Annotated in this window: 23 protein-coding genes; 10 read left to right on the top strand and 13 right to left on the bottom strand. The window is 51.9% G+C overall.

The genetic code is table 11. From position 1 onward, the window contains the following. Positions 1-54: 54 nt before the first annotated feature. Positions 55-3,195 (bottom strand): DNA translocase FtsK, encoded by a 3,141-nt coding sequence (locus J7445_RS02550; RefSeq protein ID WP_070655331.1) that lies wholly within the window; start codon positions 3,193-3,195, stop codon positions 55-57. Positions 3,196-3,343: 148 nt separating this feature from the next. Here J7445_RS02550 and J7445_RS02555 point away from each other — a divergent pair, with 148 nt between their 5' ends. Next, positions 3,344-4,021: an energy-coupling factor ABC transporter permease gene (locus J7445_RS02555; RefSeq protein ID WP_070655333.1), complete on the top strand. Its 678-nt coding sequence runs from the start codon at positions 3,344-3,346 to the stop codon at positions 4,019-4,021. 57 nt (positions 4,022-4,078) lie between these two features. Here the strand turns inward: J7445_RS02555 and J7445_RS02560 are convergent, their stop codons facing one another. The 5 genes from J7445_RS02560 to J7445_RS02580 all read right to left on the bottom strand — a co-directional run bounded on the left by J7445_RS02560 (position 4,079) and on the right by J7445_RS02580 (position 10,584). Beyond that, on the bottom strand, positions 4,079-5,851 hold the full coding sequence (locus J7445_RS02560; RefSeq protein WP_209283122.1) for an assimilatory sulfite reductase (NADPH) flavoprotein subunit: 1,773 nt from the start codon (positions 5,849-5,851) through the stop codon (positions 4,079-4,081). A 512-nt stretch (positions 5,852-6,363) separates the two neighbouring features. Next, positions 6,364-7,746 (bottom strand): phosphomannomutase/phosphoglucomutase, encoded by a 1,383-nt coding sequence (locus J7445_RS02565; protein WP_070655334.1) that lies wholly within the window; start codon positions 7,744-7,746, stop codon positions 6,364-6,366. 121 nt (positions 7,747-7,867) lie between these two features. Beyond that, positions 7,868-8,707: a KPN_02809 family neutral zinc metallopeptidase gene (gene ypfJ, locus J7445_RS02570; protein WP_070655336.1), complete on the bottom strand. Its 840-nt coding sequence runs from the start codon at positions 8,705-8,707 to the stop codon at positions 7,868-7,870. A gap of 142 nt (positions 8,708-8,849) precedes the next feature. Further along, the gene (locus J7445_RS02575; protein WP_209283123.1) at positions 8,850-9,284 is read right to left on the bottom strand and encodes a hypothetical protein; all 435 of its coding nucleotides are present in this window, start codon (positions 9,282-9,284) and stop codon (positions 8,850-8,852) included. Further along, on the bottom strand, positions 9,277-10,584 hold the full coding sequence (locus J7445_RS02580) for a homoserine dehydrogenase (protein WP_070655339.1): 1,308 nt from the start codon (positions 10,582-10,584) through the stop codon (positions 9,277-9,279). Before J7445_RS02580 ends, J7445_RS02575 begins: the two co-directional genes overlap by 8 nt. A gap of 242 nt (positions 10,585-10,826) precedes the next feature. Here J7445_RS02580 and J7445_RS02585 point away from each other — a divergent pair, with 242 nt between their 5' ends. Continuing rightward, positions 10,827-11,201: an Mth938-like domain-containing protein gene (locus J7445_RS02585; RefSeq protein ID WP_049223470.1), complete on the top strand. Its 375-nt coding sequence runs from the start codon at positions 10,827-10,829 to the stop codon at positions 11,199-11,201. Between the two features lie 149 nt (positions 11,202-11,350). Then, positions 11,351-11,845, top strand: coding sequence for a thiol peroxidase (gene tpx / locus J7445_RS02590; protein ID WP_045072554.1), 495 nt, complete (start codon positions 11,351-11,353; stop codon positions 11,843-11,845). Positions 11,846-11,913: 68 nt separating this feature from the next. Here the strand turns inward: tpx and J7445_RS02595 are convergent, their stop codons facing one another. From J7445_RS02595 to J7445_RS02610, 4 genes are all read right to left on the bottom strand, one after another. Then, positions 11,914-12,078, bottom strand: a complete 165-nt coding sequence (locus tag J7445_RS02595) for a hypothetical protein (protein WP_168165589.1) — start codon at positions 12,076-12,078, stop codon at positions 11,914-11,916. Continuing rightward, entirely contained in the window at positions 12,078-12,983 is a 906-nt protein-coding gene (gene hemF / locus J7445_RS02600) for an oxygen-dependent coproporphyrinogen oxidase (protein ID WP_146736511.1), read from the bottom strand. The genes J7445_RS02595 and hemF overlap by 1 nt, the downstream gene beginning before the upstream one ends. Before the next feature lie 163 nt (positions 12,984-13,146). Then, positions 13,147-14,397 carry a serine hydroxymethyltransferase gene (gene glyA, locus J7445_RS02605; RefSeq protein WP_070540608.1) on the bottom strand — a complete coding sequence of 417 codons (1,251 nt, stop codon included), beginning with the start codon at positions 14,395-14,397 and terminating at the stop codon, positions 13,147-13,149. Positions 14,398-14,529: 132 nt separating this feature from the next. Next, the gene (locus tag J7445_RS02610; RefSeq protein ID WP_070540610.1) at positions 14,530-14,907 is read right to left on the bottom strand and encodes a hypothetical protein; all 378 of its coding nucleotides are present in this window, start codon (positions 14,905-14,907) and stop codon (positions 14,530-14,532) included. A gap of 135 nt (positions 14,908-15,042) precedes the next feature. On the opposite strand from J7445_RS02610, the gene J7445_RS02615 reads away from it, so the two are divergent. Beyond that, positions 15,043-16,200 carry a sugar transporter gene (locus tag J7445_RS02615; RefSeq protein ID WP_070540613.1) on the top strand — a complete coding sequence of 386 codons (1,158 nt, stop codon included), beginning with the start codon at positions 15,043-15,045 and terminating at the stop codon, positions 16,198-16,200. A gap of 215 nt (positions 16,201-16,415) precedes the next feature. On the opposite strand, the gene J7445_RS02620 is transcribed toward J7445_RS02615, so the two are convergent. The 3 genes from J7445_RS02620 to J7445_RS02630 all read right to left on the bottom strand — a co-directional run bounded on the left by J7445_RS02620 (position 16,416) and on the right by J7445_RS02630 (position 19,482). After that, on the bottom strand, positions 16,416-17,729 hold the full coding sequence (locus tag J7445_RS02620; RefSeq protein ID WP_003742707.1) for a replication-associated recombination protein A: 1,314 nt from the start codon (positions 17,727-17,729) through the stop codon (positions 16,416-16,418). Between the two features lie 225 nt (positions 17,730-17,954). Beyond that, a complete protein-coding gene (locus J7445_RS02625; RefSeq protein WP_070655343.1) occupies positions 17,955-18,419 on the bottom strand; it encodes a hypothetical protein in 465 nt (154 codons plus the stop codon). Positions 18,420-18,927: 508 nt separating this feature from the next. After that, on the bottom strand, positions 18,928-19,482 hold the full coding sequence (locus J7445_RS02630; RefSeq protein WP_209283124.1) for a hypothetical protein: 555 nt from the start codon (positions 19,480-19,482) through the stop codon (positions 18,928-18,930). Between the two features lie 144 nt (positions 19,483-19,626). Here J7445_RS02630 and J7445_RS02635 point away from each other — a divergent pair, with 144 nt between their 5' ends. The 6 genes from J7445_RS02635 (at position 19,627) to J7445_RS02660 (ending at position 24,159) form a co-directional block, all read left to right on the top strand. After that, positions 19,627-20,004, top strand: a complete 378-nt coding sequence (locus J7445_RS02635) for a hypothetical protein (RefSeq protein WP_082156077.1) — start codon at positions 19,627-19,629, stop codon at positions 20,002-20,004. Positions 20,005-20,147: 143 nt separating this feature from the next. After that, complete coding sequence (gene thrC / locus J7445_RS02640) at positions 20,148-21,560, top strand: threonine synthase (RefSeq protein WP_070655346.1); 1,413 nt, start codon at positions 20,148-20,150, stop codon at positions 21,558-21,560. Positions 21,561-21,768: 208 nt separating this feature from the next. Continuing rightward, positions 21,769-22,545 carry a ferredoxin--NADP reductase gene (locus J7445_RS02645; protein WP_003756710.1) on the top strand — a complete coding sequence of 259 codons (777 nt, stop codon included), beginning with the start codon at positions 21,769-21,771 and terminating at the stop codon, positions 22,543-22,545. 345 nt (positions 22,546-22,890) lie between these two features. Continuing rightward, positions 22,891-23,091, top strand: coding sequence for a hypothetical protein (locus J7445_RS02650; protein WP_003742720.1), 201 nt, complete (start codon positions 22,891-22,893; stop codon positions 23,089-23,091). A 45-nt stretch (positions 23,092-23,136) separates the two neighbouring features. Beyond that, complete coding sequence (locus J7445_RS02655; protein ID WP_070655348.1) at positions 23,137-23,817, top strand: SIR2 family NAD-dependent protein deacylase; 681 nt, start codon at positions 23,137-23,139, stop codon at positions 23,815-23,817. A gap of 189 nt (positions 23,818-24,006) precedes the next feature. Then, on the top strand, positions 24,007-24,159 hold the full coding sequence (locus J7445_RS02660) for a hypothetical protein (RefSeq protein ID WP_209283125.1): 153 nt from the start codon (positions 24,007-24,009) through the stop codon (positions 24,157-24,159). Positions 24,160-24,224: the final 65 nt, after the last annotated feature.

The raw sequence follows: 24,224 nt of genomic DNA on the forward strand, positions 1-24,224 counted from the left end.
AAAACCAGGGGAAACTGCAACGGCAATCGGCTTTTCTCCTACTTTGGTGTGGCTTTAGTCCAAATGTTCGCTGCTTTGTGCCAAAACGGTACGGTTGCCGTTGGTTTCGGCAGGCGAAACGATGCCGTCTGCTTCCATTTGGTCAATCAGGCGGGCGGCACGGTTATAGCCGATGCGTAATTGACGCTGGATGCCGGAAATGCTGGCTTTGCGCGTTTTCAGAACGACAGAGACTGCTTCGTCATACATCGGGTCAACTTCGCTGTCGCTGCTGCGGCTGATGCCCGGCAGATCGTCGGTTGTGCCGCTCATCAGAATATCGTCAATGTAATCGGGCTCGCCGAATTGTTTCAGATATTCGACCACACGGTGTACTTCGTCGTCTGAAGCGAATGCACCGTGAACACGTTGGGGATAGCCTGTACCGGGCGGCAGGAACAGCATATCGCCTTGTCCGAGCAGGTTTTCCGCGCCCATTTGGTCGAGAATCGTGCGGCTGTCGATTTTGCTGGATACTTGGAAGGCGATGCGTGTCGGGATGTTGGCTTTAATCAGACCTGTGATGACATCGACGCTGGGGCGTTGCGTGGCAAGGATCAAATGGATACCTGCTGCGCGGGCTTTTTGGGCAAGGCGGGCAATCAGTTCTTCGATTTTCTTGCCTGCGGTCATCATCAGGTCGGCAAATTCGTCAACCACGACGACGATAAACGGCAGTTTTTCCAAAGGTTCGGGATCGTCGGGCGTCAGGCTGAACGGGTTGGCAATTTTCATGCCTTGTGCGGCAGCTTCCATGATTTTTTGGTTGAAGCCCGCAAGGTTGCGAACGCCTACATGACTCATCAGACGATAGCGTTTTTCCATTTCGTTGACGCACCAGTTGAGCGCGTTTGCCGCCAGTTTCATATCGGTAACGACAGGCGCGAGCAGGTGCGGAATGCCTTCGTAAATGCTTAATTCCAGCATTTTCGGGTCAATCATAATCATGCGCACGTCTTCAGGCGTTGCCTTGAAGAGCATGGACAGAATCATGGCGTTGACGCCGACCGATTTACCCGAGCCGGTCGTACCGGCAACCAACAAATGCGGCGCTTTGCCCAAGTCGGTAACGACGGGCTGTCCGGTAATATCCTGACCGAGCGCAAGCGTGAGCTTGGATTTGGATTCGGCAAACGCAGGCGAATTGAAAATTTCGCTCAGACGTATCATTTGGCGTTTCGGGTTCGGCAGCTCCAAGCCCATACAGGTTTTACCGGGTATGGTTTCGACGACGCGGATAGAGGCAACGCCGAGCGAACGGGCGAGGTCTTTTTCGAGGTTCATGACCGAATTGCCGCGCACGCCGACATCAGGTTCGATTTCGTAACGCGTAATCACCGGACCAGAATAGGAATCCACGACTTTGACTTTGACCTTGAATTCCGCCAGTTTTTCTTCGATGGTGATGCTGTTGTTCAGCAATTCTTCTTCGGTCTGCGTCGCGGCAGGGTCGAATTGAGGCGGAAGGAGCAGGGCGGTAGTCGGCAGATGGATACTGTTCGTCTGCGGGGCGGTGAGGTCGTCTGAAGCCGCGTCCCAATCATCGTCACCGTCAAACCATGGTGTTTCATTGGTTTCAATGTTTTCAGACGACGTTTGCTCATGTGGCAGGTCGTGTCCGAATACATCCACGGTATCGTTGTCTGCTTCGGAATCAACGTCATTAATTGTGTCGCTTGCCGATTCGCGAATCAGGTAATCATGTATAGAGATTTCCGGATTGTTGCTGATGTGTGCGTTAACTTCCGACTCAAATACGGAAACGGACGGATGGTTACGGAACACGGGCGGTTCGGGAATATCGATTTTGTTTTCAGGTATATCAAATTTGGGCGGTTTCGGAATATCGACCGCAGGTGCCGGTACGGGCGGTACGGGAGGTGGTTCGATAACGGTTGCGTCAGGAGCGGGCGGACGGGAGATGAAAGTGTTTTCACGAACGGCGCGGGACAGTTTGGCGGGAACCGCCGCTTTTCGGCTGAGAACAGGAGCTTGGTTTCTTGCTGTAAAGGATGAGGTGGGTTTCGCCGTTGATTTTTCAACACTTTCTGCTTCTTGTTTAGACAGTTGACGACGGGTCATTTTTTCTGCGGCAGCTTCGGAGTGCTTGAGCGTGCGGCGGCGGTTTGCGGGCAGTTTCAGATTGGCAAAAATATCCTCATCTTCAATAATTTGAGGCTGGTATCCGCGCACAGGGGCAACGGCTGCGGCAAGTTTGTCGCGAGCGGCACGGCGCATGGCGAGATTGTTTTGGATGTCGATGACGTTGATTTCGTCTTTTTGACCGTAATAGTTGGCCGTAGAGGGGATGGATTCACGTTCGGCAGTACGCAAAGCGGTTTGTGCCGTTTCGATATGGGGTCGGCCGGCTTTTTCCAGATGGATGCTATCCACATAAGATTTGACACGTTCGCGCGTACGGCGTAAGACAGGGTCGTTGAAATCAATGACTTCCAAACCTTTCATCGGTGTAACCGATGTCCGCACCAAACGGATTTCCGGTTCGCTTTCAGCGGTGATGGCAACGGGGTTTTGTTTGGCGGTTTGATGCTCTTCCCATTCTTGAACGGCGGCTTCGGTCAGAGAGCGGGTGGCTTCTTCCAAAGTAATCTCTTCGAAGGAGCTACCTGTTACCAAACCGGGCGTATATTCCGGCGTATCGGACGTTTCAAACGGTACGATTTCCGGATATTGCTCAGGTTTGTGGGCATTTGGGCGGACTTTAGGGAGAGGATTGTCGCGCGTTGCGGGAAATTCAGGCTCGTGGAGGTATTCCGGCTCGAAATCGGTTTCAGACGACGTTTCGTATGTGGGTGATGAATCTGCCTCATCTTCTTGTACGGAAGGGGAAACTTGAAATGCGCCCATAGCCTCCGCCAGCGAGCTTGGAGAGAAAGAGGAGTCGTCTGAAAGCGTTTGCGTACGTTTCTTATAGTCGTGTTGCGCCGCCAAAAGACGCTGGCGGGCGATGGTTTTGTTGCCTGCGGTTTTTGCTTCTTCTGCAAGTTCGTATGCTTCGTCCGGATTTTCGTCAAAATCCCTGCCGCGTTTCAGACGGACCAGCTCGCGTTCCCAATCTTGTTCTTGTTTTTTGTGCAGTAAAAACACGATGCCGATGGCAAGCAATAAAATAATAATCAGCACGCTCCACAACATATTGAAATTTTCCCGAGTCAAAAAAGCAAAGTCCGTTATTCTAACGCTTTTCAGGATGAAACAAAACCGACAAGGCTTTGTTTCCTTTCGGTTGTGCGAATCCACTATAATCAGGTCGTCTGAAACGCTTTTTAAACATTGAGGATATATGCTTTTCCAAACGGGATGGTTTTCGGGTTTAATTTTGGCTGCTGCGTGGTGCGTGTTGGTTTTATTGTTGGCATTATCCGCGCCGCAGGCTTATCGTGATTTTCGAAAACATGGTTCGGCAGCCGCATTGGCAGGGATTATTTTGGCGTCGGTCTGGAGCTTGAATGCCACCCCTGACGGCGGGCAGCTTGCGGGAATGAGCTACCATCTGTTGGCGGTAAACCTGATTGCCTTGATGCTCGGTGTACCGCTGGCATTTTGGGTCTGTGCGTTGCTGTATTTGCCCTATGTTTGGATATTCGGCTCAGATTGGCAGGCTTATCCGGTCAATGCGCTTGCGTTGTTTCTGCCTGCGCTGGCGGTCAATTTGCTGTCGCGCGCCTGGGTTAACCGGCTTCCCGCCAATATTTTTATCTTCATTTTTGTCAATGGTTTTTTAGCATCCGCAGCGGGCATGCTGCTGACCGGGGGTGTTTTGGTCGGCATATTGGACAGGGTGCGGGCTTTTCCTGAAACGGCATTGTGGAGTACGGCATTTCCCGTGTTTTTCCTCATTGCATGGGCGGAAGCGTTTTTAAGCGGTATTACCGCTGCTATTTTTATTGCGTTAAGGCCGCAGTGGATTAATACGTTTGATGACGGACGCTACCTGAAACCGTCAAATAAGATTTGGTAAAAGGTCGTCTGAAAACCTGATTTGGGCTTTTCAGACGACCTTTTGTTTGGGCAGGTATCAATAAACGTCGCGTTGGTAGCGTTTGTCTTCGCGCATTTCGTTGAGATAGTCTTCGGCATCGTCGCGACTGAGTTTGCCTTGGGTTTCGATGACGTCGAGCAGGGCGGTTTCTACGTCGCGTGCCATGCGGGTGGCGTCGCCGCAGACGTAGAGGTGTGCGCCTTGTTGCAGCCAGTTCCAAACTTCGGCGGCGTGTTCGGCGATTTTGTGTTGGACATAGACTTTGTGTTCGCCTTGTCTGCTCCATGCCAAGTCGGCGCGGGTGAGGATGCCGTCTTTGCGGTAGTCGCTCCATTCAAGCTGGTAGAGGAAGTCGTCGGTGAGGCGTTGGTTGCCGAAGATGAGCCAGTTTTTGCCACTGTCGCCGTTGGCGGCGCGTTGCTGCATGAAGGCGCGGAAGGGGGCGATGCCTGTACCTGCGCCTATCATGATGACGGGGGTGTTGCCGTCGGCGGGCAGGCGGAAGTTGGGGTTGGGTTCGACGAAGACGCGTACTTCGCCGCCTTCTTCAAGGCGTTCGCCCAGATAGCCTGAGGCTGCGCCGGTGTAGGTGCTGCCGTGGTGTTCGAAGCGGACGACGCCGACGGTCAGGTGTACTTCTTCGCCCACTTCGTCTTGTGCGGAGGCGATGGAGTAAAGGCGCGGAGTTTGCGGGCGGAACAGTTGGAACAGGGTTTGTGCGTCCAACGGATGGGGGTGGGCGGTGAAGACGCCGACGGGCGGGGTGGCGGCGAGGTAGGCGTCCAAGCGGGTTTTGTCGGAGGCTGTGGTTTTGAGTGCTTCGCTGCCGGACAATTCGGCGTACTGCTGCACGAGTGCCGGCGTGTTTTGCGTGATGTCTGCGGACTCGGTCAGGGCGGTGCGGATGTCGGTTTCGAGGTCGTCTGAAAGTCGGACTTTTTCTTCTCCGCTTAATTGGTGCAAATCGAGGATTTCTTGAACCAAAGCCGAATCGTTGAGCGGGAGTACGCCCAATGCGTCACCTGCTTGATAGTGCAGTCCGGAGCCGGACAGGTCGATTTCGATGTGTTCCACGTCTTTCTCGGCGGAACGGGACGTGATTTTTTGGCGGACGGACAGGGTGGCGGTATAGGGTTTGTCTTTGGTATAGACAGTGCCAGCGGTTTGGTTTGTGGCTGGTGTGGCGGTAGGCGCAGCAGCTTGGGCAGCAAGCTCGGCAACTTTGGGGACAACGGCTTTGACCCAAGCATCGGCAGCGCTTTGAAACTCTAAATCGCAGATGCCCAAGTCGTTCAGACGACGTGCGCCCAGTTCGGCGAATTTGGCGTCAAAGTCCTTGCCCGCTTGGCAGAAATTGGGATAGGAGGAATCGCCCAAACCTAAAACGGCAAAAGTGAGTTTGCCCAAATCGGGGGCTTTTTTGCCGAAGACGAATTTATACAGCGGCAGGGCTTCTTCGGGCGGCTCGCCCTCGCCTTGCGTGGATGTTACCAATAACACGATGTCTTCATCGGGCAGGGTTTTGCTTTTGAAGTTCCCCGCGCTGCTCAATACGGCTTCTACGCCGGCGTTTTTGAGTTTGGCGTGTAAAGATTCGGCAACGCCGCGCGCATTGCCCGTTTGCGAGGCAGATAAGACCAACACGCGTCGCGCGGGGGCTGCAACGGCGGGAGCTACGGAAACACTCAAACCGCCCGCCGCCCCTTGACTTTGCGCCCAGCAGTAGCCGGAAAGCCAAGCGAGCTGTGTAGGCGAGAGGGCGGCGAGTTGTGCGGAAAGTTCGATGGGAAGCGGGTTGGCTGGGGTCATGTCGGTTCCTTTGTGCGGACGGCTGCTTGAGGCAGAACGTTTGCCTGCGCGGCTTTAATTGTTTGGTTGAATGGTGATTTTTCTGAAAACAGTGGCGATACTGTAAACAGGTCGTCTGAAAAACGGAAAGAATGCTTGGTTTTAATTTAATGCGATTTCGTTATATTCTGGATTGGGAGAGGGGGAGAGAAATGGTGATGGGGTTGGATTTCAGACGACCTGGTTATCATCTTTCAGATTGGCAAAATATGAATGGATAAGAAATTTTTTCAATGAAATTAGTGGTTTTATTGCGTATCGCTGCCGACGGTTTGGATAAGGCAAAAAATATTCTGTCCAATCCTGCAAAATAACCGATGATCCGAATTGTGCAGAATATTCCTGCAAAGGCAGCGGGTATTTGAAGGGGAGTGAACTAAAGCTGAATTTTGTATGGCCAGATAGAAAAGGTCGTCTGAAAACCTACAATATTGGTTTTCAGACGACCTTTCGAGCTTTAAAGCGTTAACCGTTTACAGTGGCCATTTCAGCGCGGGATTGCTTTCTATGACGGCTTTGAACTGGTTTTGAATCCGCCCGATGGCTTCGTCGGAATCTGCTTCGAAGCGCAACACCAAAATCGGCGTGGTATTGGAGGCGCGCATCAGGCCGAAGCCGTCGGGGAATTCTACGCGCAGGCCGTCGATGGTGATGATTTCGGTCGCGCCTTCGAATTTGGCTTTGGCGGCGAGTTCTTTGATAACCTGATGGCCGTTACTGCCTTCGGGCAGGTCGATATTGAGTTCGGGCGTGGAAATGCTTTGCGGCAGGCTGTTCAAGACTTCAGACGGATTGTCGAAGGCAGACAGGATTTCCAAGAGGCGCGCGCCGGCATACAGACCGTCGTCGAAGCCGAACCAGCGTTCTTTGAAGAAGACGTGTCCGCTCATTTCGCCGGCAACCAGCGCGCCGGTTTTTTTCATGGCGGACTTGATGAAGCTGTGACCGGTTTTTTCCATGACGGGTTCGCCGCCGTGTTCTTTAATCCACGGAGCCAGCAGACGGGTGGATTTGACGTCGAAGATGACTTTCGCGCCGGGGTTGCGGCTCAAAACGTCTTGGGCGAACAGCATGAGTTGGCGGTCGGGATAAATAATGTTGCCGTCTTTGGTCACGACGCCCAAGCGGTCGGCATCGCCGTCAAAAGCCAAGCCGATTTCGGCGTCGCTGTTTTTCAGTGCGGCAATCAAATCTTGCAGGTTTTTCGGTTTGGAAGGGTCGGGATGGTGGTTGGGGAAATTGCCGTCCACTTCGCAGAAAAGTTCGGTCACTTCGTTGTCCAAACCTTTGTAGAGTTTGCCTGCGAATGCGCCGCCGATGCCGTTGCCCGCGTCGATGGCGATTTTCATGGGGCGTTTGAGTTTGACGTGACCGACGATGTGGTTGTGGTATTCGCCGGAGATGTCTTTTTCGGTTACGCTGCCTTTTTTATCAGAAGCGGTCAGTTTGTCGGCTTCGATCAGGGCGAGCAACTCTTGGATGGCTTCGCCTGCGAGGGTGTCGCCGCCGAGCATCATTTTGAAGCCGTTGTAATCAGGCGGGTTGTGGCTGCCGGTAATCATCACGCCGCTGCCGCCGCATTCGTTGATGGCGGCGAAATAAAGCATGGGGGTGGCGACCATGCCGACATTGAGGACGTCGATGCCGCCGTCGGTAAAACCGCGTTGGATGTGTTCCATCAGTTCGGGACCGCTCAAGCGTCCGTCGCGTCCGAGTGCGATGCGGGTGATGCCTTTTTCGGCAGCTCTGGTGGCGATGGCTTTGCCGATAAGGTAGGCGGCTTCGTTGGTCAGGGTTTTGCCGACAATGCCTCGGATGTCGTAGGCTTTGAAGATGTCGCGGGCAATGTTTGCCATGATGGTTTCCTTTGTGATTGTGAATGGAAAACGGGCTTATTCTAACATAGGCAAAGGTCGTCTGAAGGCTTTCAGACGACCTTTGGGGGTTATATCAAATAACCATTTACTGCGGTTTCAATCAATTGCCGAAAGTGTTGCATTGATTGATGTCGCCGCTGTCCAAACCGCGTTTGAGCCATGCCATGCGCTGTTCGGACGAGCCGTGTGTAAAGCTGTCGGGAACAACATAGCCCTGCCCGTCTTTCTGCAGGCGGTCGTCGCCGACGGATTCGGCAGCCAGCATGGCTTTGGGGATGTCTTCGGGTTTGAAGATATTATTGTTGACGGCGTAATGCCCCCAAATGCCCGCGTAGCAGTCCGCCTGCAATTCGAGTTTGACGGAAAGGGCATTGGCTTCTTTTTTGCCGACCTGCTGCTGCATTCTGTGGACTTTAGGCAGGATACCGAGCAGGTTTTGGACGTGGTGTCCGACTTCGTGTGCGATGACGTAGGCAAACGCGGCATCGCTGGCAGAGTTGAGTTTGGTCTGCATATCCCTATAAAAGTCTAAGTCGAGATAGACTTTTTGGTCGCCCGGGCAGTAAAACGGGCCCATTGCCGATTGGCCCATGCCGCAGGCGGTGGATGTACCGCCGTTGTATAACACCAGCGTGGTCGGGGTGTAATTTTGTCCGTGTTGCTTGAAATAGCTGCCCCAGGCTTTTTCCGTATCGGCGAGGACGACGCGGGCAAGTTCGTTCAGCTCGGCTTCTTCTTGAGGTTTGAGTTGGGAGGTTTGGGTTGAACCCGTACCAATGGAAGGCGTGCCGACCAAGCCGCTCAAATCGACGCCGTAATAAGCGCCGATCAAAACGACAATGATACCGAGGATGCCGGGCGTTCTACCGCCGCCGCCTCCGCCGCTGCTGCCGCGTCGGTCTTCTACGTTTTGACTCTGTTCGCGTCCTTTCCAATCCATCTTGTGTGTTCCTTGTTGTGAAGTGATATGGGGCGGATTATACCGTGAAGGGGCGGCGTGATGCCTGCCTATATTGAGAAAAGGTCGTCTGAAAACACCAAACGGAGTTTTCAGACGACCTTTTTGCTATGTCAAAATCGGATTATTCCGCCTTCAAACCTGCCACACATTGCTTGTCGCGATCTTCAAATGCTTGCGCACCGCCGAGCAGGTCGAGTTGCTCTTGCGGGCTGAGTTTGCCCAATGAACGGATTTGCTCTTCGGAAAGTTTGTCCAAAGGCTTGTCCCACATACAGGTGCAGTAATCGGTGGCGAGTTTGCTGTTGTTTGAATCCAAGCCCCTTTCTTTCAAATCGTTTTGCCATTTTTCGGCAAAGGGGATGTTTTTCACGCAAGACTCAAAGATGTTCTGCTTTGCCTGCGGTTTGGACATGGTGCATTGGGAGAGCAGGGCGGTCGCGGCGAGCAGCGCCAAAATGACCCACGCCCAAATGCGGATGGTGCGGATTTTGGCTTTCGCTTTTTTACGCGCCGCGGCTTGCTCTTCGGCGGACATTTCGTTTTTCGGCTCAGTCATGCAGGCTTTCCATGCGGATCATGGTGATCGGTTTTTCCACGCAGCTTAATGCTTCGATGGCGGCAATGGCGCGCTTGATGTTTTTCTCGACCGTGCTGTGGGTCAGAATCACGATTTCGGCGGTGGTTTGGTCGATCACGCCTTTTTGGATTAAGGCTTCGATGGACACGTTTTCTTTTGCCAAAAGCGCGGCGATTTGCCCCAGCGTACCCGGTTCGTCTTTGGCTTGGACGCGCAGGTAGTAGCTGCTGGTGATTTCGTCCATAGGCAGGATGGTTTGCGCTTGGACTTGGGAGGGTTGGAACGCCAGATGCGGTACGCGGTGGTCGGTATTCGCTTCAATCAGGCGTGCGATGTCGATGATGTCGGCGACGACGGCGGAAGCGGTCGGCAATGCGCCCGCGCCCGCGCCGTAATATAAGGTTTCGCCAACCATATCGGCGTTGACGCGCACGGCATTCATCACGCCGTTGACGTTTGCCAAGAGGCGGCTTTCGGGAATCAGGGTCGGGTGGACGCGCAATTCGATGCCTTTGTCGGTTTTACGGGTGATGCCCAAAAGTTTGATGCGGTAGCCGAGTTCTTCGGCGTATTTGATGTCGCGGCTGTCGAGTTTGCTGATGCCTTCGAGGTAGCAGGCGGGGAAGTTCATCGGCGTACCGAATGCCAGCGCACTCATGATGGTGATTTTATGGCCTGCGTCGTTGCCTTCGATGTCAAAGGTCGGGTCGGCTTCGGCATAGCCCAATGCCTGCGCTTCTTTCAATACGTCGGCAAACGCGCTGCCTTTTTCGCGCATTTCGGAGAGGATGAAGTTGCTGGTGCCGTTGATGATGCCGGCGATGCTGCGGATGCGGTTGGCGGCAAGGCCTTCGCGCAGGGCTTTGATAATCGGGATGCCGCCCGCTACTGCCGCTTCAAATTGCACCATGACGTTTTTTTCTTCCGCCAGCGGGAAGATTTCGTTGCCGTATTCGGCGAGCAGTTTTTTGTTGGCGGTAACGATGTGTTTGCCGTTTTCAATGGCTTTCAACACGGCATCTTTGGCGATGCCGGTACCGCCGAACAATTCGACGACGACATCGACGTCTTCACGCGCGACCAGTTCGAACGGGTCTTTGACGAAGGCTGCGGACGGACAGGTTTGGTGGGCTTTTTCTTCGCTCAAGTCGCATACGGCACTGATGCGCACTTCGCGTCCCAAACGGCGGCTGATTTCCGCCGCATTGTCCTGCAACACGGCAGCCGTACCGCCGCCGACCGTACCTAAACCTAAAAGACCGATGTTTACTGGCTTCATTGTGCCTCCTTGTGAGCCGATTCTCTTAAATCAAAAAGTAAAAACAGAAATTCAGAAAGCCCGAAACGCACCGCCGCCGCAGATTGATATAATGCTGATTTTGCAAGGGCGGAAGGCGCAGGCTAAAGTCGCCCATCCTACCTGAAATTGCCTGATTTTGCACCTTTTTTACGGAACGCGGCGAAAGGGCGGCAAGCCTGTTTGAAATTGATATATCAAGCCGAGAAAGAAACGGAAGAAAAATGCTGATTGAAGAAAACAAAACCGATGAAACCCTAAGCCTGACCGCTTATCGGGCGGGCGCAATCGAGGCGGGCGGCAAAACCTACACTGCGCCCATCATCTGGCGCAACGGCAAAATCGAAGCAATGAACGTGCAAACGCCGTCCGAGCTGACTGCCGCCGACCTGTTTCAGACGACCTCCGATTTAGATGATTTGCCCGAAGTCATCATCATCGGCACAGGGGAGAAGCAGCAGTTCCTCCATCCGAAAATCGCCGCCGAACTTGCCGCACACGGCATCGGGCTGGAATGTATGAACACAGCCTCCGCCTGCCGAACGCTGGTGTTGCTGCAAGGTGAAGGACGCAGCGTTTGGGCTTGGCTGTGGGTGTGAACGGGCATGACAAAGGTCGTCTGAAAATTTTAGACGACCTGTTTTGAGCATATCGCCTTTAATCCTTTAATTATGTATCGCTTGGCAAACAGATAAAAACCTTCTATCCTCGTCAATATTTTTCCGTCAACCCCAAAAAGGAAACCCTTATGGCTCAAATTACCTTCCAAGGCAACCCTGTCCACACTTCCGGCGACCTGCCTGCCGTCGGTCAAACCGCGCCTGCATTCAGCCTGGCTGCTGTTGATTTGACTGACAAAACTTTGGCAGATTTTGCTGGTAAGCGCAAAGTATTGAATATTTTCCCATGCGTAGATACCGGCGTATGCGCCCAATCCGTGCGTACGTTTAACCAACGCGCGTCTTCTTTGGACAACGCGGTTGTGCTGTGCATTTCAGCCGATTTGCCGTTTGCCCAAGCACGCTTCTGTGGTTCGGAAGATTTAGATGATGTTGTGAACCTGTCTACGTTCCGCAGCAGCTTTGCCGCCGATTACGGCGTCGCTCTGACCGACAGCCCGTTGCGCGGACTGACTGCGCGTGCCGTTGTGGTTTTGGACGAAAACGACAAAGTCCTGCACAGCGAACTGGTTGCTGAAATTGCCAACGAGCCTAATTACGACGCGGCTTTGGCTGTTTTGTAAACCAGGGTTTTAAAGCTGAAAAAGGTCGTCTGAAAAGTTTCAGACGACCTTTTGTCTTTCTTCCTAAACTATTTTGCAGGCGGCTTCAATTCAAACACTTCGGGATGCGCCTTGAAATATTCTACGGCGATAAATCCGCTGCCGATGATGATCACCAGGAACACCGCCATGACAATCATGGCAAGGATGAATTTATCCGAAGGATGGGCGTCGGGCTTTTGTTTATCCGCCATTATTGCATCTCCGAGAGCCAGTCGCGGGCGGTGAGAAACTCGTTCAGCCGCGCTTCGGGCGAACCTTCTTCCGGCGCGTATTGATACTCGAAACGCACCAAAGGCGGCATAGACATCAAAATACTTTCCGTGCGCCCGCCGCTTTGCAGGCCGAACAGCGTACCCCTGTCCCAAACCAAATTAAATTCCACATAACGCCCGCGCCGGTAAAGCTGGAAATCGCGTTCGCGTTCGCCGTACGGCGTGTTTTTGCGTTTCGCCACAATCGGCAAATACGCTTCGATGTAGCCTTCGCCGACCGCCTTGATGAAATTCAGGCAGGTGTCGAAATTCCAGCGGTTCAAATCGTCGAAAAACAAACCGCCCACGCCGCGCGTTTCGCCGCGGTGTTTCAGGTAAAAATACTCGTCGCACCATTTTTTGAACTCGGGATAAACCGCTTCCCCAAACGGCGCGCACACGTCCCGCGCGACCGTGTGCCAATGCAAAATATCTTCTTCAAACGGATAAAACGGCGTCAAATCAAAGCCGCCGCCGAACCACCACACAGGCTCGCCGCCTTCCGGATACGCGATAAAAAAGCGCACGTTCGCATGGCTGGTCGGTACATACGGATTTTTCGGATGAATCACCAGCGACACGCCCATCGCCTCAAACGCCGCGCCCGCCAGTTCAGGGCGGTGCGCCGTTGCCGAAACGGGCATTTTACTGCCCTTCACATGCGAAAAATTCACGCCCGCCTGCTCGAATACCGCGCCGTTTTTCAATACGCGGGTTTCGCCCACGCCCAACTTGCCCGTCCATTCTTCACGCGCAAACACCGCCCCGCCGTCTTCTTGCTCAAGCGCGGTGCAGATTTGGTTTTGCAGGTTTTTCAATACGGTTAAAACGGCTTCGGTATGCATGGGTATTCCTTGCTTTTATGATGAGACGGAGTTCGTCGGGTTGATGAGAGAATTTAATTCGGTATTGTAGTCTGAAATGAACAAATAAGGTCGTCTGAAAACCCTTTTTCAAGATTTTCAGACGACCTTTCCGTGTGACAAGATGCTTAAACGGGCAAGCCGATTACGCGCCGTAAACGGGATATTTGTCGCAAAGCGCGGTGATTTGTTTGCGGACGTTTGCCAAATTCGCTTCGTCTTCAGGATTTGCCAAAACATCGGCAACGAGGTTGGCGAGGACTCGGGCGTCGGCTTCGTTAAAGCCGCGCGTGGTCATGGCGGCGGAGCCGATGCGGATACCGGAGGTAACGAACGGTTTTTCCGGGTCATTCGGAATGGCGTTTTTGTTGACGGTGATGTTTGCTTTGCCCAATGCGGCTTCGGCGGCTTTGCCGGTGATTTTCATCGGTTGCAGGTCAACGAGGAAAACGTGGCTTTCGGTGCGGCCGGAAACGATGCGCAAACCGCGTTTGACCAATTCTTCCGCCATCGCTGCGGCGTTGATTTTCACCTGTTTCGCGTATTCTTTGAACTCGGGTTGCAGGGCTTCTTTGAACGCAACGGCTTTGGCGGCGATGACGTGCATCAGCGGGCCGCCTTGCAGGCTTGGGAAGATGGAAGAGTTCAACGCTTTTTCATGCGTGTTGTCGCGGCACAAAATCACGCCGCCGCGCGGGCCGCGCAGGGTTTTGTGGGTGGTGGTGGTCACGAAGTCGCAGAATGGGACGGGGTTGGGGTATTCGCCGCCGGCAATCAGACCTGCGTAGTGCGCCATATCGACAAAGAGGTAGGCACCGACTTTGTCGGCGATTTCGCGGAATTTCGCCCAGTCGATTTGCAGTGCGTAGGCAGATGCGCCGGCAACGATCATTTTGGGTTTGTGTTCGAGCGCGAGGCGTTCGACTTCGGCGTAATCGAGGACTTCGTTTTCATCCAAGCCGTAGGTAATGGCGTTGTAGAGTTTGCCGGAAATGTTGACGCTGGCACCGTGGGTCAGGTGTCCGCCGTGGGCGAGGCTCATGCCGAGGATGGTGTCGCCGGGTTTGAGGACGGAGGCGTACACGGCTTGATTGGCTTGGGAGCCGGAATGGGGTTGGACGTTGGCGTATTCTGCACCGAAGAGTTCTTTGACGCGGTCGATTGCCAGCTGTTCGACGATATCGACGTATTCGCAGCCGCCGTAGTAGCGTTTGCCGGGGTAGCCTTCGGCGTATTTGTTGGTCAATTGCGAACCTTGTGCCTCCATCACGGCGCAACTGACGTAGTTTTCGGAAGCAATCAGTTCGACGTGGTCTTGCTGGCGTTGGTCTTCTTGGGCAATGGCGGCTGCCAGCTCCGGATCATATTGGGCTAGGTTGACGCTTTTTGAAAACATCTTCTCGACTCCTTTGTCGGTTGGGAAACGGGGATTGATAAGTGTTGAACAATGTACCAAATCGGTTTGGATTGTCAACGATTTTATCTTTCAGACGACACCTTTGCTGCTTGGAGGGTCGTCTGAAAAGTTTTATTTGAACAGATTATCTTGTTTCAAATGAAATTCGATTTTTTCAAGCAGGGCTTCGAGGTCGGTCTCGGCTTGGGCGGCGGCGAGGTTTTTGCCCAACTCTTCCAAAGCCAGCGCATCGAGCCTGCGGCGTTCGAGTTTGCGCGCTTCTTCGTTGAAGATTTTGATGTTGTCGGGCAGGATGAGCGGCGGCACGCTGCCGTCGGTCGTATAGAACGCTTCATCCGCAAACACGAACCCCTCCGGCAATGCAGGCGCATTGTCGTAGTCGGCATCGTTGACCGGCATCCACTCGGAATGCTGTTCCAACAGGATGAATTGCCCGTTCATGCCGTAAATATGGGCAAAATGGGAGAGCTTGGGGCGTTTGGTGTTCATGCAAAGATTGTATGCCGATGATGCGGGAGCGTCTAGGGCGGAATTTTGTGTCGTCGCAGTAGGAAGGTCATCTGAAAGTAGTATAATTACAAAATCGATAAATTTTTGAAGACAAATATAAAAAGGGAAACCCCAATGTCAGCAAACACAAACAAGCAATGGCTAAGCGTCATCGCCCTGGCAGTTGGCGCATTCATTTTCAACACCACCGAATATATCCCGATTGCCCTATTGAGCGACATCGGCGCGACCTTCAATATGCCGCCGACCGAAGTCGGTATCATGATTACCGTGTATGCGTGGATCGTCGCACTGCTGTCGTTACCGCTGATGCTGGCAACGAAAAACATCGAACGCCGAAAGCTGCTACTCGTCCTCTTCGCGTTCTTTACCATCAGCCACATCGTTTCCTATTTCGCCCGAAGTTTCGAAATCCTGCTCGTCAGCCGCATCGGCATCGCCCTGACGCACGCCGTGTTTTGGTCGATTACCGCCTCGCTGGCAGTGCGCGTTGCGCCGCAAGGCAAAGGCAATCAGGCTTTGGGGCTGCTCAGTACGGGTACGGTTATGGCGATGGTAGCGGGCATCCCGCTGGGGCGAGTTATCGGGCAACATTCAAGCTGGCAGTTCAGCTTTTTGCTTATCGGACTTTGCGCAGCAGCAGTCATGGGCATATTGGCGAAAAACCTGCCGCTGCTGCCCAGCGTAAACACAGGTTCGCTCAAAAGCCTGCCCGGATTGCTCAAGCGCAAAAACCTCATGCTGCTCTACGCGCTGACCGTCCTCCTGATTACCGCCCACTTTACGGCATACAGCTATATCGAACCCTTCATCCTGCAAGCCGGCGGCTTCGCGCCCGAACAAGTGACCATCGTTTTGAGCCTGTACGGGCTAGCGGGATTTGCCGCGTCGTATCTGTTCGGCAAATGGTTTGCCAAACACCAACGCGCATTCCTGCTCACCTCGGTATCCGTCATCTTGGTTGCGACGCTCTGCCTGCTTCCCCTTGCCGCTTACCCGATAGCCGTTTACGCGCTGGTGTTTGTCTGGGGTATCGCCATTGTCGTCCTGAGCCTCGGCATGGTATCCAAAGTATTGGACTTTGCCTCGGATGCGACCGATGTTGCCAACTCGATTTACTCCGGCCTATATAACGTCGGCATTGGTGGCGGCGCGCTTTTGGGGCATTACGTTACCGTGTGGGCAGGTATGTCCAACATTGGCTTTGCCGCTGCAATCTTGGCGGCAGCGGGATTGGTTGTGTGTCGGATGTTGGTTGAGATGCGGAAATAAGGGGGTTGTATAAAAAGAGGTCGTCTGAAAACGTTTCTTTTTTATTTAAATACATCGCCCCGCTGCCGGTACGCTCCGTCCGCGTAGGCATCAGAATGAATTTCTAAGTTTGGAATAAAACAAACCGGATTCCTTTGATGGAAATCCGGTTTTTCTTTTCGATGATTGGATTTTCAGACGACGTTTGGGTTCGTCTGAAACCTTATCCATGCCATTTACTTCTGCTTATTCAACGCCTCTTCATCCAGCGATTTCAACCATTCCAGCTTTTCGCCGATTTTGATTTCCAGCCCGCGCGGGACGGGTTGGTAGAAGTCCGGTTCGTCCAAGCCGTCGGGCATATAGCTTTCGCCGGCGGCGTAGGCGTTCGGTTCGTCGTGGGCGTAGCGGTATTCGCGTCCGTAGCCCAATTCCTTCATCAATTTGGTCGGGGCGTTGCGCAGGTGGACGGGTACTTCGTCGCTGGCGTTTTCTTTGACGAAGCGGCGCATTTGGTTGTATGCCTTGTAGCCCGCGTTGGATTTGGCGGCGGCGGCAAGGTACAGCACGGCTTGCGCCAGCGCGAGTTCGCCTTCGGGTGAGCCTAAGCGTTCGAAGGTGGCGGCGGCATCGTTGGCGATTTGGAAGGCGCGCGGGTCGGCAAGCCCGATGTCCTCCCACGCCATGCGCACGATGCGGCGGGCGAGGTAGCGTGGGTCGGTGCCGCCGTCGAGCATACGGCAGAACCAATACAGCGCGGCGTTCGGATGCGAACCGCGCACGGATTTGTGCAGGGCGGAGATTTGGTTGTAGAAACTCTCGCCTCCTTTGTCGAAACGGCGGATTTGCGCGCCCAAGCTGTCAGCGAGAAATTCGGCGGTCAGAGTTTTCAGACGACGTGTGTCAGCGGCGCGTAAAAGTTGTTCCAATAAATTCAACAATCTGCGCGCATCGCCGTCGGCGGTATTGACGAGCAGCTCTTGCGCATCGGCTTCAATCGTGAAATCCCGGTATTCGGGCAACGCCAAGACTTTGGCAATCAGCTTTTTGAGGTCGTCTGAAGACAAGGATTGCAAAACATACACCTGCGCGCGGCTCAACAGCGCGGGATTGACTTCAAACGAGGGGTTTTCCGTAGTCGCGCCGATAAAGGTCAGCAAACCGCTTTCGACATGCGGCAAAAACGCGTCCTGCTGCGCCTTGTTGAAACGGTGGACTTCATCGACGAACAAAATCGTCGCGCGTCCCTGCTGCAAAGCGATTTCAGCCTTATCGATTGCCTCGCGTATGTCCTTCACGCCGGAAAACACAGCGGAAACAGGCAGAAACTGGGCATTGAAACTCTGCGCCAAAATCCGCGCCAACGTCGTCTTGCCCACACCCGGCGGCCCCCACAGCAACATAGAATGCGGCTTCCCGCCTTCCACCGCCACGCGCAGCGGCTTGCCTTCGCCGATTAAATGCTGCTGCCCGATAACATCATCAAGCGTATGCGGGCGCAGGCGTTCGGCAAGCGGCGCATCAGGTTGGCGGGTAAAAAGGTCGGACATGGCGGTTTCCGTGAAAAGGGTTTTCAGACGACGTGGATTATAGCAGGTCGTCTGAAAACGGACGGATGGTAAAGGGAACAATAAAGACAGGATACATCACAACCGTAATTCCCGCGCAGGCGGGAATCCGATTGTGAATTTCAGTTGATTGATTTTTATGGCTTTGCTTTTCGTCAAAGATGGATTCCCGCCTGCGCGGGAATGACGGCATGGGTTTGCCATAACTTACTGGCAGATTTTTTTGTCCGTGTATCCTATATCAGGATGACCATCCTTGTTTCTTGGCGAATCATGATTACAGCTGCCGTAATTAATCTGGATTGACATATTTTTTGCATTGGATTGTATCGGCAGGATAGGTTGGACATTGAAATTATTCAAGCCGGCATTGGATTGGGCGTTAAGGTCATTTTTGAATCTAACGTCAGTATTAATATCAATTGCAGGATTGTCATGACCGGTATTGTCAGGATTATTGTCGTCATTGTCATCGGTATCGGTGCTAAGATAATTTTCCGGCATGATTTGCAGGGCTTTTCCGCTGATGACGATACATTCTTTACCTAATTGTTCTTTTTTTCTGTTTCTTTCTTTTTGTTGTTCTTCTTCTGTTTTGGTGTCATCAACAGTTAGGGTATTGTCAACAGTTGGCGGACAGAAAACTTTGGTATCACCTAAATTCCAAGCCATGTAGCCGAATAGTGCATTATTGCGTGTTTCAGGAGAACAGGTAATTTTCCTCTTTTTTCTTACTTCTTCTGGAAGGGCAGAACATTTGAATTTTTGTTTTAATTTAAGTAAGTCATTTTTATCAATGCCGTTGGTTTCTTGAGAGCCATTGTTTTGTTGGAAGTTGTTGTGTAATAAGTACCATGAGGAATCTTGTTTTGTTCTATGAAATGGAAAAAAGATAGTATGCCTATTTTATTGCTAAGTAAAATTAAAAATATTAAAATATTTAATGCGCAAAAATTAATTAAAAAATAAATAATTTTTTCATATTTTTTATTTTTTAATATAAAAGATAATATAAAAATGCATGCAATATAGAGAACAAATAAACCTATAAGTATAAGATCGTTTGAGGATAAAGGTGCTAATATAAGTACAATAAATAAAATAATTGCTCCAATAATTGTTCCGCAGAGAAGTAAAATTATAATTTTTTCATATTTTTCAAGATTACTGTTAATAATTATTAATGATGTAAGATTAGTGATAAAAAAACTAAATAAATTAATAGTGCCTGAAATCCAAACCAAATACTAATAGTTATAAAGCTAGAAGCATTAGTTGCCAACTCAGGGAAAATGCTTAATTGCCCTATACTTTTAAGATAAATATATGTAATAGTTCCTCCTAATAATGTGCCAAATACTGCCGAAATTCCCAATAATTTGCTAATGCTTTCTAATTTGTTGCTGTTTCCTAAATAATCAGACAGTTTTCTTTGCTCTTTTGTTTGCTCAACTGTATCAGCTTGTTTCATTTCTTCCTGTTTTGCAGCATCATCGTTTTTTGCGGCATTTTCATCTGCATTATTTGAGTTTTTATTTTTTCTTGCGCATATCCATTCTGCAATCTTTTTAAAAAATTGACATAAGCATGTAGATTCATCTTTTTTCTGTGCATTGTCTTTTGATTCAGGCTGTTTATTTTCAGCGGTATGCTCTGAATGCTTTTGAATACCTTCGTCAGTCGTTTTCTCTTGATCGTCTTTAGGGTTTTGCGTGTTTTCGTTTGAGTTAGCCATTGATCAATCCTCTATTTTCCCAAAAAAAAACGGATTATACCCCGACTCTCCCCAATCCCCCATCTCACACTGCTTACGGTATAATACGCGTTTGTTTAAAGACTTTGCGGGGCGTTTCAGACGACCTTGCGGCAAGAGATGGCTATGAATATGAAAAAGATTGTTGCCGTTGCTTCTGTGGCGGCGTTGTTGGGCGGTTGCGCTTATGATTCTGACTCGGCGTTCGGCGGTTTGGGCGGCGGTACGGGTATCGGCGGCAGCGTGGTGAAAATGGCGGTCGATCATCAATGCCGTTCGGAATTGAACAAGCGCAATGAGTGGCGTTTGATTGCGCTGACGATGAGCGCGGACAAACAGCGCGAGTGGGAAGACAAAATCTGCGGCTGCGCGAGCGAGGAAGCGCCGAATCAGGTGTCTGCGCAAGAGTTGATGGATGTTTTGAATCCTTCTTCGCGCGATCGGGCGATTGCGTCGGTAACGGTGAAAACCGTCAATGCTTGTTTCAAGCGTTTGTATAGATAATGTTTTTCAGACGACCTCTGTGTATCGGGGTCGTCTGAAAGTTTATAGTGGATTAAGGTCGGGATAGGGCGGCTTGCGGGATGGTTCGCAGGCGGGTTTCTTATTTTGATCGGCAATATTTTTGTTTTTATAGAGAAGAAATCATGAAATATATCAGTACGCGCGGCGAGACGGCGCATAAACCGTTTAGCGAGGTTTTGTTGATGGGGCTTGCGCCCGACGGCGGTTTGATGCTGCCGGAGCGTTATCCGCAGGTCAGCCGCGAGACTTTGGACAAGTGGCGCGGTTTGAGTTATCCGGAGCTGGCGTTTGAGGTGATGAGCCTGTTTGTTACGGATATTCCGGCGGACGATTTGCGCGATATTGTGAATCGTACTTATACGGAAGCGGCGTTCGGCTCTAAGGAAATCACGCCTGTGCGTACTTTGTCCGACGGCATCAAAATCCAAGCCTTGTCCAACGGTCCGACGCTGGCGTTTAAGGATATGGCGATGCAGTTTTTGGGCAACGCGTTTGAATATGTGTTGAACAAAAAAGGCAGGGAACTCAATATCTTGGGCGCGACCAGCGGCGATACGGGTTCGGCTGCGGAATATGCGTTGCGCGGCAAAAAGGGCGTGAATGTATTTATGCTGTCGCCCGACGGCAAAATGAGCGCGTTCCAACGTGCGCAGATGTACAGCCTGCAAGACGAGAATATCCACAATATCGCCGTGAAGGGGATGTTTGACGACTGTCAGGACATTGTGAAGGCGGTGCAAAACGATGCCGCGTTCAAGGAAAAATACCATATCGGTACGGTCAATTCGATCAACTGGGGACGCATCGTCGCGCAAGTGGTTTATTACTTTGCGGGCTATTTCAAGGCGACGCAAAGCAATGACGAGCAGGTCAGCTTTTGCGTACCGAGCGGCAACTTCGGCAACGTTTGCGCGGGACACATCGCCAAACAAATGGGCTTGCCTATCCGCCGCCTGATTGTCGCGACCAATGAAAACGATGTGTTGGACGAGTTTTTCAAAACCGGCGCATACCGCCCGCGCAACAGCGAGCATACTTATGTTACCTCCAGCCCGTCTATGGACATTTCCAAAGCGTCCAACTTCGAGCGTTTTGTGTTCGACCTGATGGATCGCGATCCTCAGGAAATCAATACGCTGTGGGCGGAAGTGGCGGCGGGCAAGGGCTTTGACTTGCAGTTTGCCTTGGAAAAAGTCGGCGGCAAATACGGTTTTACCTCCGGCAAATCCACCCACGCCGATCGCCTCGCCACCATCAAGCAGGTTTATGAGCAAGATAAAGAACTCATCGACCCGCACACTGCCGACGGCGTAAAAGTTGCCCGCGAAGTGCGCGAAGAAGGGGAGACGGTTGTGTGTTTGGAAACCGCGTTGGCAGCGAAATTCGATGCGACCATACGCGAAGCCGTCGGCGATGTCGCCATTCCGCGCCCCGCCGCGCTGGAAGGTTTGGAAAACCTGCCGCAGCGCGTCCGAGTCGTGCCGAACAATGCAGCCGCCGTTAAAGAAATCATCCGTGAAACCTTAGACAAGTAATGCGTTGACCGAGAGGTCGTCTGAAAAGTTTCAGACGACCTCTGCCAGACAGCAAGCATTGTGATGATAAATATTTTCGTTTAAAATTGCGCGTTTGCTCTAATTCGGCATTATCTATTCACAGGCGAGAGAGGTCGTCTGAAAACCCTTTTAAACCATCATCCGCCCGACCCGCGTGTTCAGACGGATTTACCGACAGGAAACTCAAATGGCAGCATTCAATACCCAAAAAGTATTGTCCGTACACCACTGGACGGATGCGTATTTCACCTTTACCTGCACCCGCGACGAATCGTTGCGCTTCGAAAACGGCCAATTCGTCATGGTCGGATTGATGGTGGACGGCAAGCCGCTGATGCGCGCATACAGCGTTGCCTCCGCCAACTGGGAAGAACACCTCGAATTTTTCAGCATTAAAGTCCAAGACGGCCCCCTGACCAGCCGCCTGCAACACCTCAAAGTCGGCGACGACGTGTTAATCAGCAAAAAACCGACCGGAACCTTGGTTGCCGGCGACCTGAATCCGGGCAAACACCTTTACCTGTTGAGCACCGGTACCGGCATCGCCCCCTTCTTGAGCATCACCAAAGACCCCGAAATTTACGAGCAATTTGAAAAAATCATCCTCGTACACGGCGTGCGCTACAAAAAAGATTTGGCGTACTACGACCGCTTCACCAAAGAATTGCCCGAACACGAATACCTCGGCGACTTGGTTAAAGAAAAACTGATTTACTACCCGATCGTTTCCCGCGAAGACTACGAACACCACGGCCGCCTGACCGACCTGATGGTAAGCGGCAAACTGTTTGAAGACATCGGCCTGCCCAAAATCAACCCGCAAGACGACCGCGCCATGCTGTGCGGCAGCCCTGCCATGCTGAAAGACACCTGCAAAGTTCTGGATGATTTCGGTCTGACCGTCTCCCCGAAAACCGGCGTACGCGGCGACTACCTGATTGAGCGCGCGTTTGTGGACCAATAAGGGTTTTGTTTTTTAAGGATAGATAAAGGTCGTCTGAAAAGTTATGAAAACTTTTCAGACGACCTTTTGGCTTTTAAACCGATAATAGGTAAACGAATGAAAGAATCAGGTGGGAGAATTTATATCACATCGGCTTTGTGATACATTTCATATCTTTACAAACCGCTATATGAAAGGCGGCGGGTAGGCAGTTTGACTGTTTGACAGTGGCTTCAAATAGAAAATATTTGTACCGTGATTGCCGCGGCAGGTATTTCTTATTTGAATTTACTCCTTTCCAATCTGCCGTTTCATTCCCGATTATCGCGCCCTTCGTTATTGCACATCAAAAATACAGGAAAACAAATGTTTTGGTACATCATAGGTTTTTGCGCCTTTGTCGTTTCGCTTCTCGCGCTTTGGGTCAACGCCAGCGCATTCGGTATGCAGGATGACGATACGCCGCAATCGGAATACGAAAAACGCCTTGGTCTGGGAACGAAATTGAAAGACAAGGAAACCGCCGCCAAAGAGCGTGCCGCCGCGCGTTTCCATCCGGACGATTGAGCCGTTTGGCAATATGGGTTTCAGACGACATAAGGAGTCCGAACAATGAAAAAATGCGTTGTCCTGACCGGTGCAGGAATCAGCGCCGACAGCGGGTTGCTGACTTTCCGCGATGCGGGCGGTTTGTGGGAAGGGCATAAGGTGACGGATGTCTGCACGCCCGAAGCCTTGGCGCGTAATCCCAAGCTCGTCATCGATTTCTACAACCAGCGCAGGCTTCAGGCAAATGCCGCCGAGCCGAATGCCGCGCATCTGGCGTTGGTCAAGCTGGCGCAATATTACGATGTGCACATCATTACGCAGAATGTGGACGCGCTGCATGAGAAGGCGGGCAGCAGCAAAGTATTGCACCTGCACGGCGAGCTGAACAAACTGCGCAGCACCGTCGATGAAGACGAAATCATCGAATTTACCGGCGAGCAGACCGATGACGTGCGCGACAGCCAAGGCAATCCGATGCGCCCGCATATCGTGTTTTTCGGTGAGCAAGTGCCGATGTTTGACGCGGCGGTCGAGGAAATGCGCGATACGGATGTGGTCATGATCGTCGGCACATCGATGCAGGTTTATCCGGCAGCTTCGCTGATTCATTACGCGCCGCCCGATGCAGAACGCTATCTGGTCGATCCGAATCCGCAAGGCGTGGGCGCGGATGTCGAAGTGATTCCGAAACGCGCGGCAGAAGGCGTGCCGGCATTGGTGGAGTATTTGATTTGTCGGGTTTGAGAATTAATTAAGGAAAGGTCGTCTGAAGAAGTTTCAGACGACCTTTGGTATTGTATGTGGCTATCCGGTTGGAGATTGTTTGGCGGGAAGTTTAAATGTTAAGTGTGGATATTGTCTTCACTCTCGCCCCTATATGACTAACCTATCGTCGTCATTCCCGCGCAGGCAGGAATCCGGAAGTTTAAAGTTATGGCAGCTTTGAAATCATTCCGAAATGCCGAGGTCTGGATTCCCGCCTGCGCGGGAATGACGATGGATAAGGGTTTCTTTGAGTTTTTTAAAGTTATATCGGCGGTGGTTTTCGTGGGCAAAGCCCACGCTACGGTTGGGTTTTTTGATTGAATTCGAGATAAAAGGTCGTCTGAAAGCTTAAATCCGTTTTCAGACGACCTTTGTTTTTCATCAGC

Source organism: Neisseria sicca (genome assembly GCF_017753665.1).
In the GTDB taxonomy this organism is placed as follows: Bacteria; Pseudomonadota; Gammaproteobacteria; order Burkholderiales; family Neisseriaceae; genus Neisseria; species Neisseria flava.

Bases quoted from the DNA above. Each gene is read 5' to 3' on its own strand.
- J7445_RS02660 (WP_209283125.1), top strand. From the start codon at position 24,007: ATGGCAGCTTTGAAATCATTCCGAAATGCCGAGGTCTGGATTCCCGCC.
- J7445_RS02650 (WP_003742720.1), top strand. From the start codon at position 22,891: ATGTTTTGGTACATCATAGGTTTTTGCGCCTTTGTCGTTTCGCTTCTC.
- tpx (WP_045072554.1), top strand. From the start codon at position 11,351: ATGGCTCAAATTACCTTCCAAGGCAACCCTGTCCACACTTCCGGCGAC.
- J7445_RS02630 (WP_209283124.1), bottom strand. From the start codon at position 19,482: ATGGCTAACTCAAACGAAAACACGCAAAACCCTAAAGACGATCAAGAG.
- thrC (WP_070655346.1), top strand. From the start codon at position 20,148: ATGAAATATATCAGTACGCGCGGCGAGACGGCGCATAAACCGTTTAGC.
- J7445_RS02565 (WP_070655334.1), bottom strand. From the start codon at position 7,746: ATGGCAAACATTGCCCGCGACATCTTCAAAGCCTACGACATCCGAGGC.
- J7445_RS02580 (WP_070655339.1), bottom strand. From the start codon at position 10,584: ATGAAGCCAGTAAACATCGGTCTTTTAGGTTTAGGTACGGTCGGCGGC.
- glyA (WP_070540608.1), bottom strand. From the start codon at position 14,397: ATGTTTTCAAAAAGCGTCAACCTAGCCCAATATGATCCGGAGCTGGCA.
- hemF (WP_146736511.1), bottom strand. From the start codon at position 12,983: ATGCATACCGAAGCCGTTTTAACCGTATTGAAAAACCTGCAAAACCAA.
- J7445_RS02615 (WP_070540613.1), top strand. From the start codon at position 15,043: ATGTCAGCAAACACAAACAAGCAATGGCTAAGCGTCATCGCCCTGGCA.
- J7445_RS02635 (WP_082156077.1), top strand. From the start codon at position 19,627: ATGAATATGAAAAAGATTGTTGCCGTTGCTTCTGTGGCGGCGTTGTTG.
- J7445_RS02625 (WP_070655343.1), bottom strand. From the start codon at position 18,419: ATGGCTTGGAATTTAGGTGATACCAAAGTTTTCTGTCCGCCAACTGTT.
- J7445_RS02610 (WP_070540610.1), bottom strand. From the start codon at position 14,907: ATGAACACCAAACGCCCCAAGCTCTCCCATTTTGCCCATATTTACGGC.
- J7445_RS02585 (WP_049223470.1), top strand. From the start codon at position 10,827: ATGCTGATTGAAGAAAACAAAACCGATGAAACCCTAAGCCTGACCGCT.
- J7445_RS02645 (WP_003756710.1), top strand. From the start codon at position 21,769: ATGGCAGCATTCAATACCCAAAAAGTATTGTCCGTACACCACTGGACG.
- ypfJ (WP_070655336.1), bottom strand. From the start codon at position 8,707: ATGGATTGGAAAGGACGCGAACAGAGTCAAAACGTAGAAGACCGACGC.
- J7445_RS02560 (WP_209283122.1), bottom strand. From the start codon at position 5,851: ATGACCCCAGCCAACCCGCTTCCCATCGAACTTTCCGCACAACTCGCC.
- J7445_RS02575 (WP_209283123.1), bottom strand. From the start codon at position 9,284: ATGACTGAGCCGAAAAACGAAATGTCCGCCGAAGAGCAAGCCGCGGCG.
- J7445_RS02550 (WP_070655331.1), bottom strand. From the start codon at position 3,195: ATGTTGTGGAGCGTGCTGATTATTATTTTATTGCTTGCCATCGGCATC.
- J7445_RS02620 (WP_003742707.1), bottom strand. From the start codon at position 17,729: ATGTCCGACCTTTTTACCCGCCAACCTGATGCGCCGCTTGCCGAACGC.
- J7445_RS02555 (WP_070655333.1), top strand. From the start codon at position 3,344: ATGCTTTTCCAAACGGGATGGTTTTCGGGTTTAATTTTGGCTGCTGCG.
- J7445_RS02595 (WP_168165589.1), bottom strand. From the start codon at position 12,078: ATGGCGGATAAACAAAAGCCCGACGCCCATCCTTCGGATAAATTCATC.
- J7445_RS02655 (WP_070655348.1), top strand. From the start codon at position 23,137: ATGAAAAAATGCGTTGTCCTGACCGGTGCAGGAATCAGCGCCGACAGC.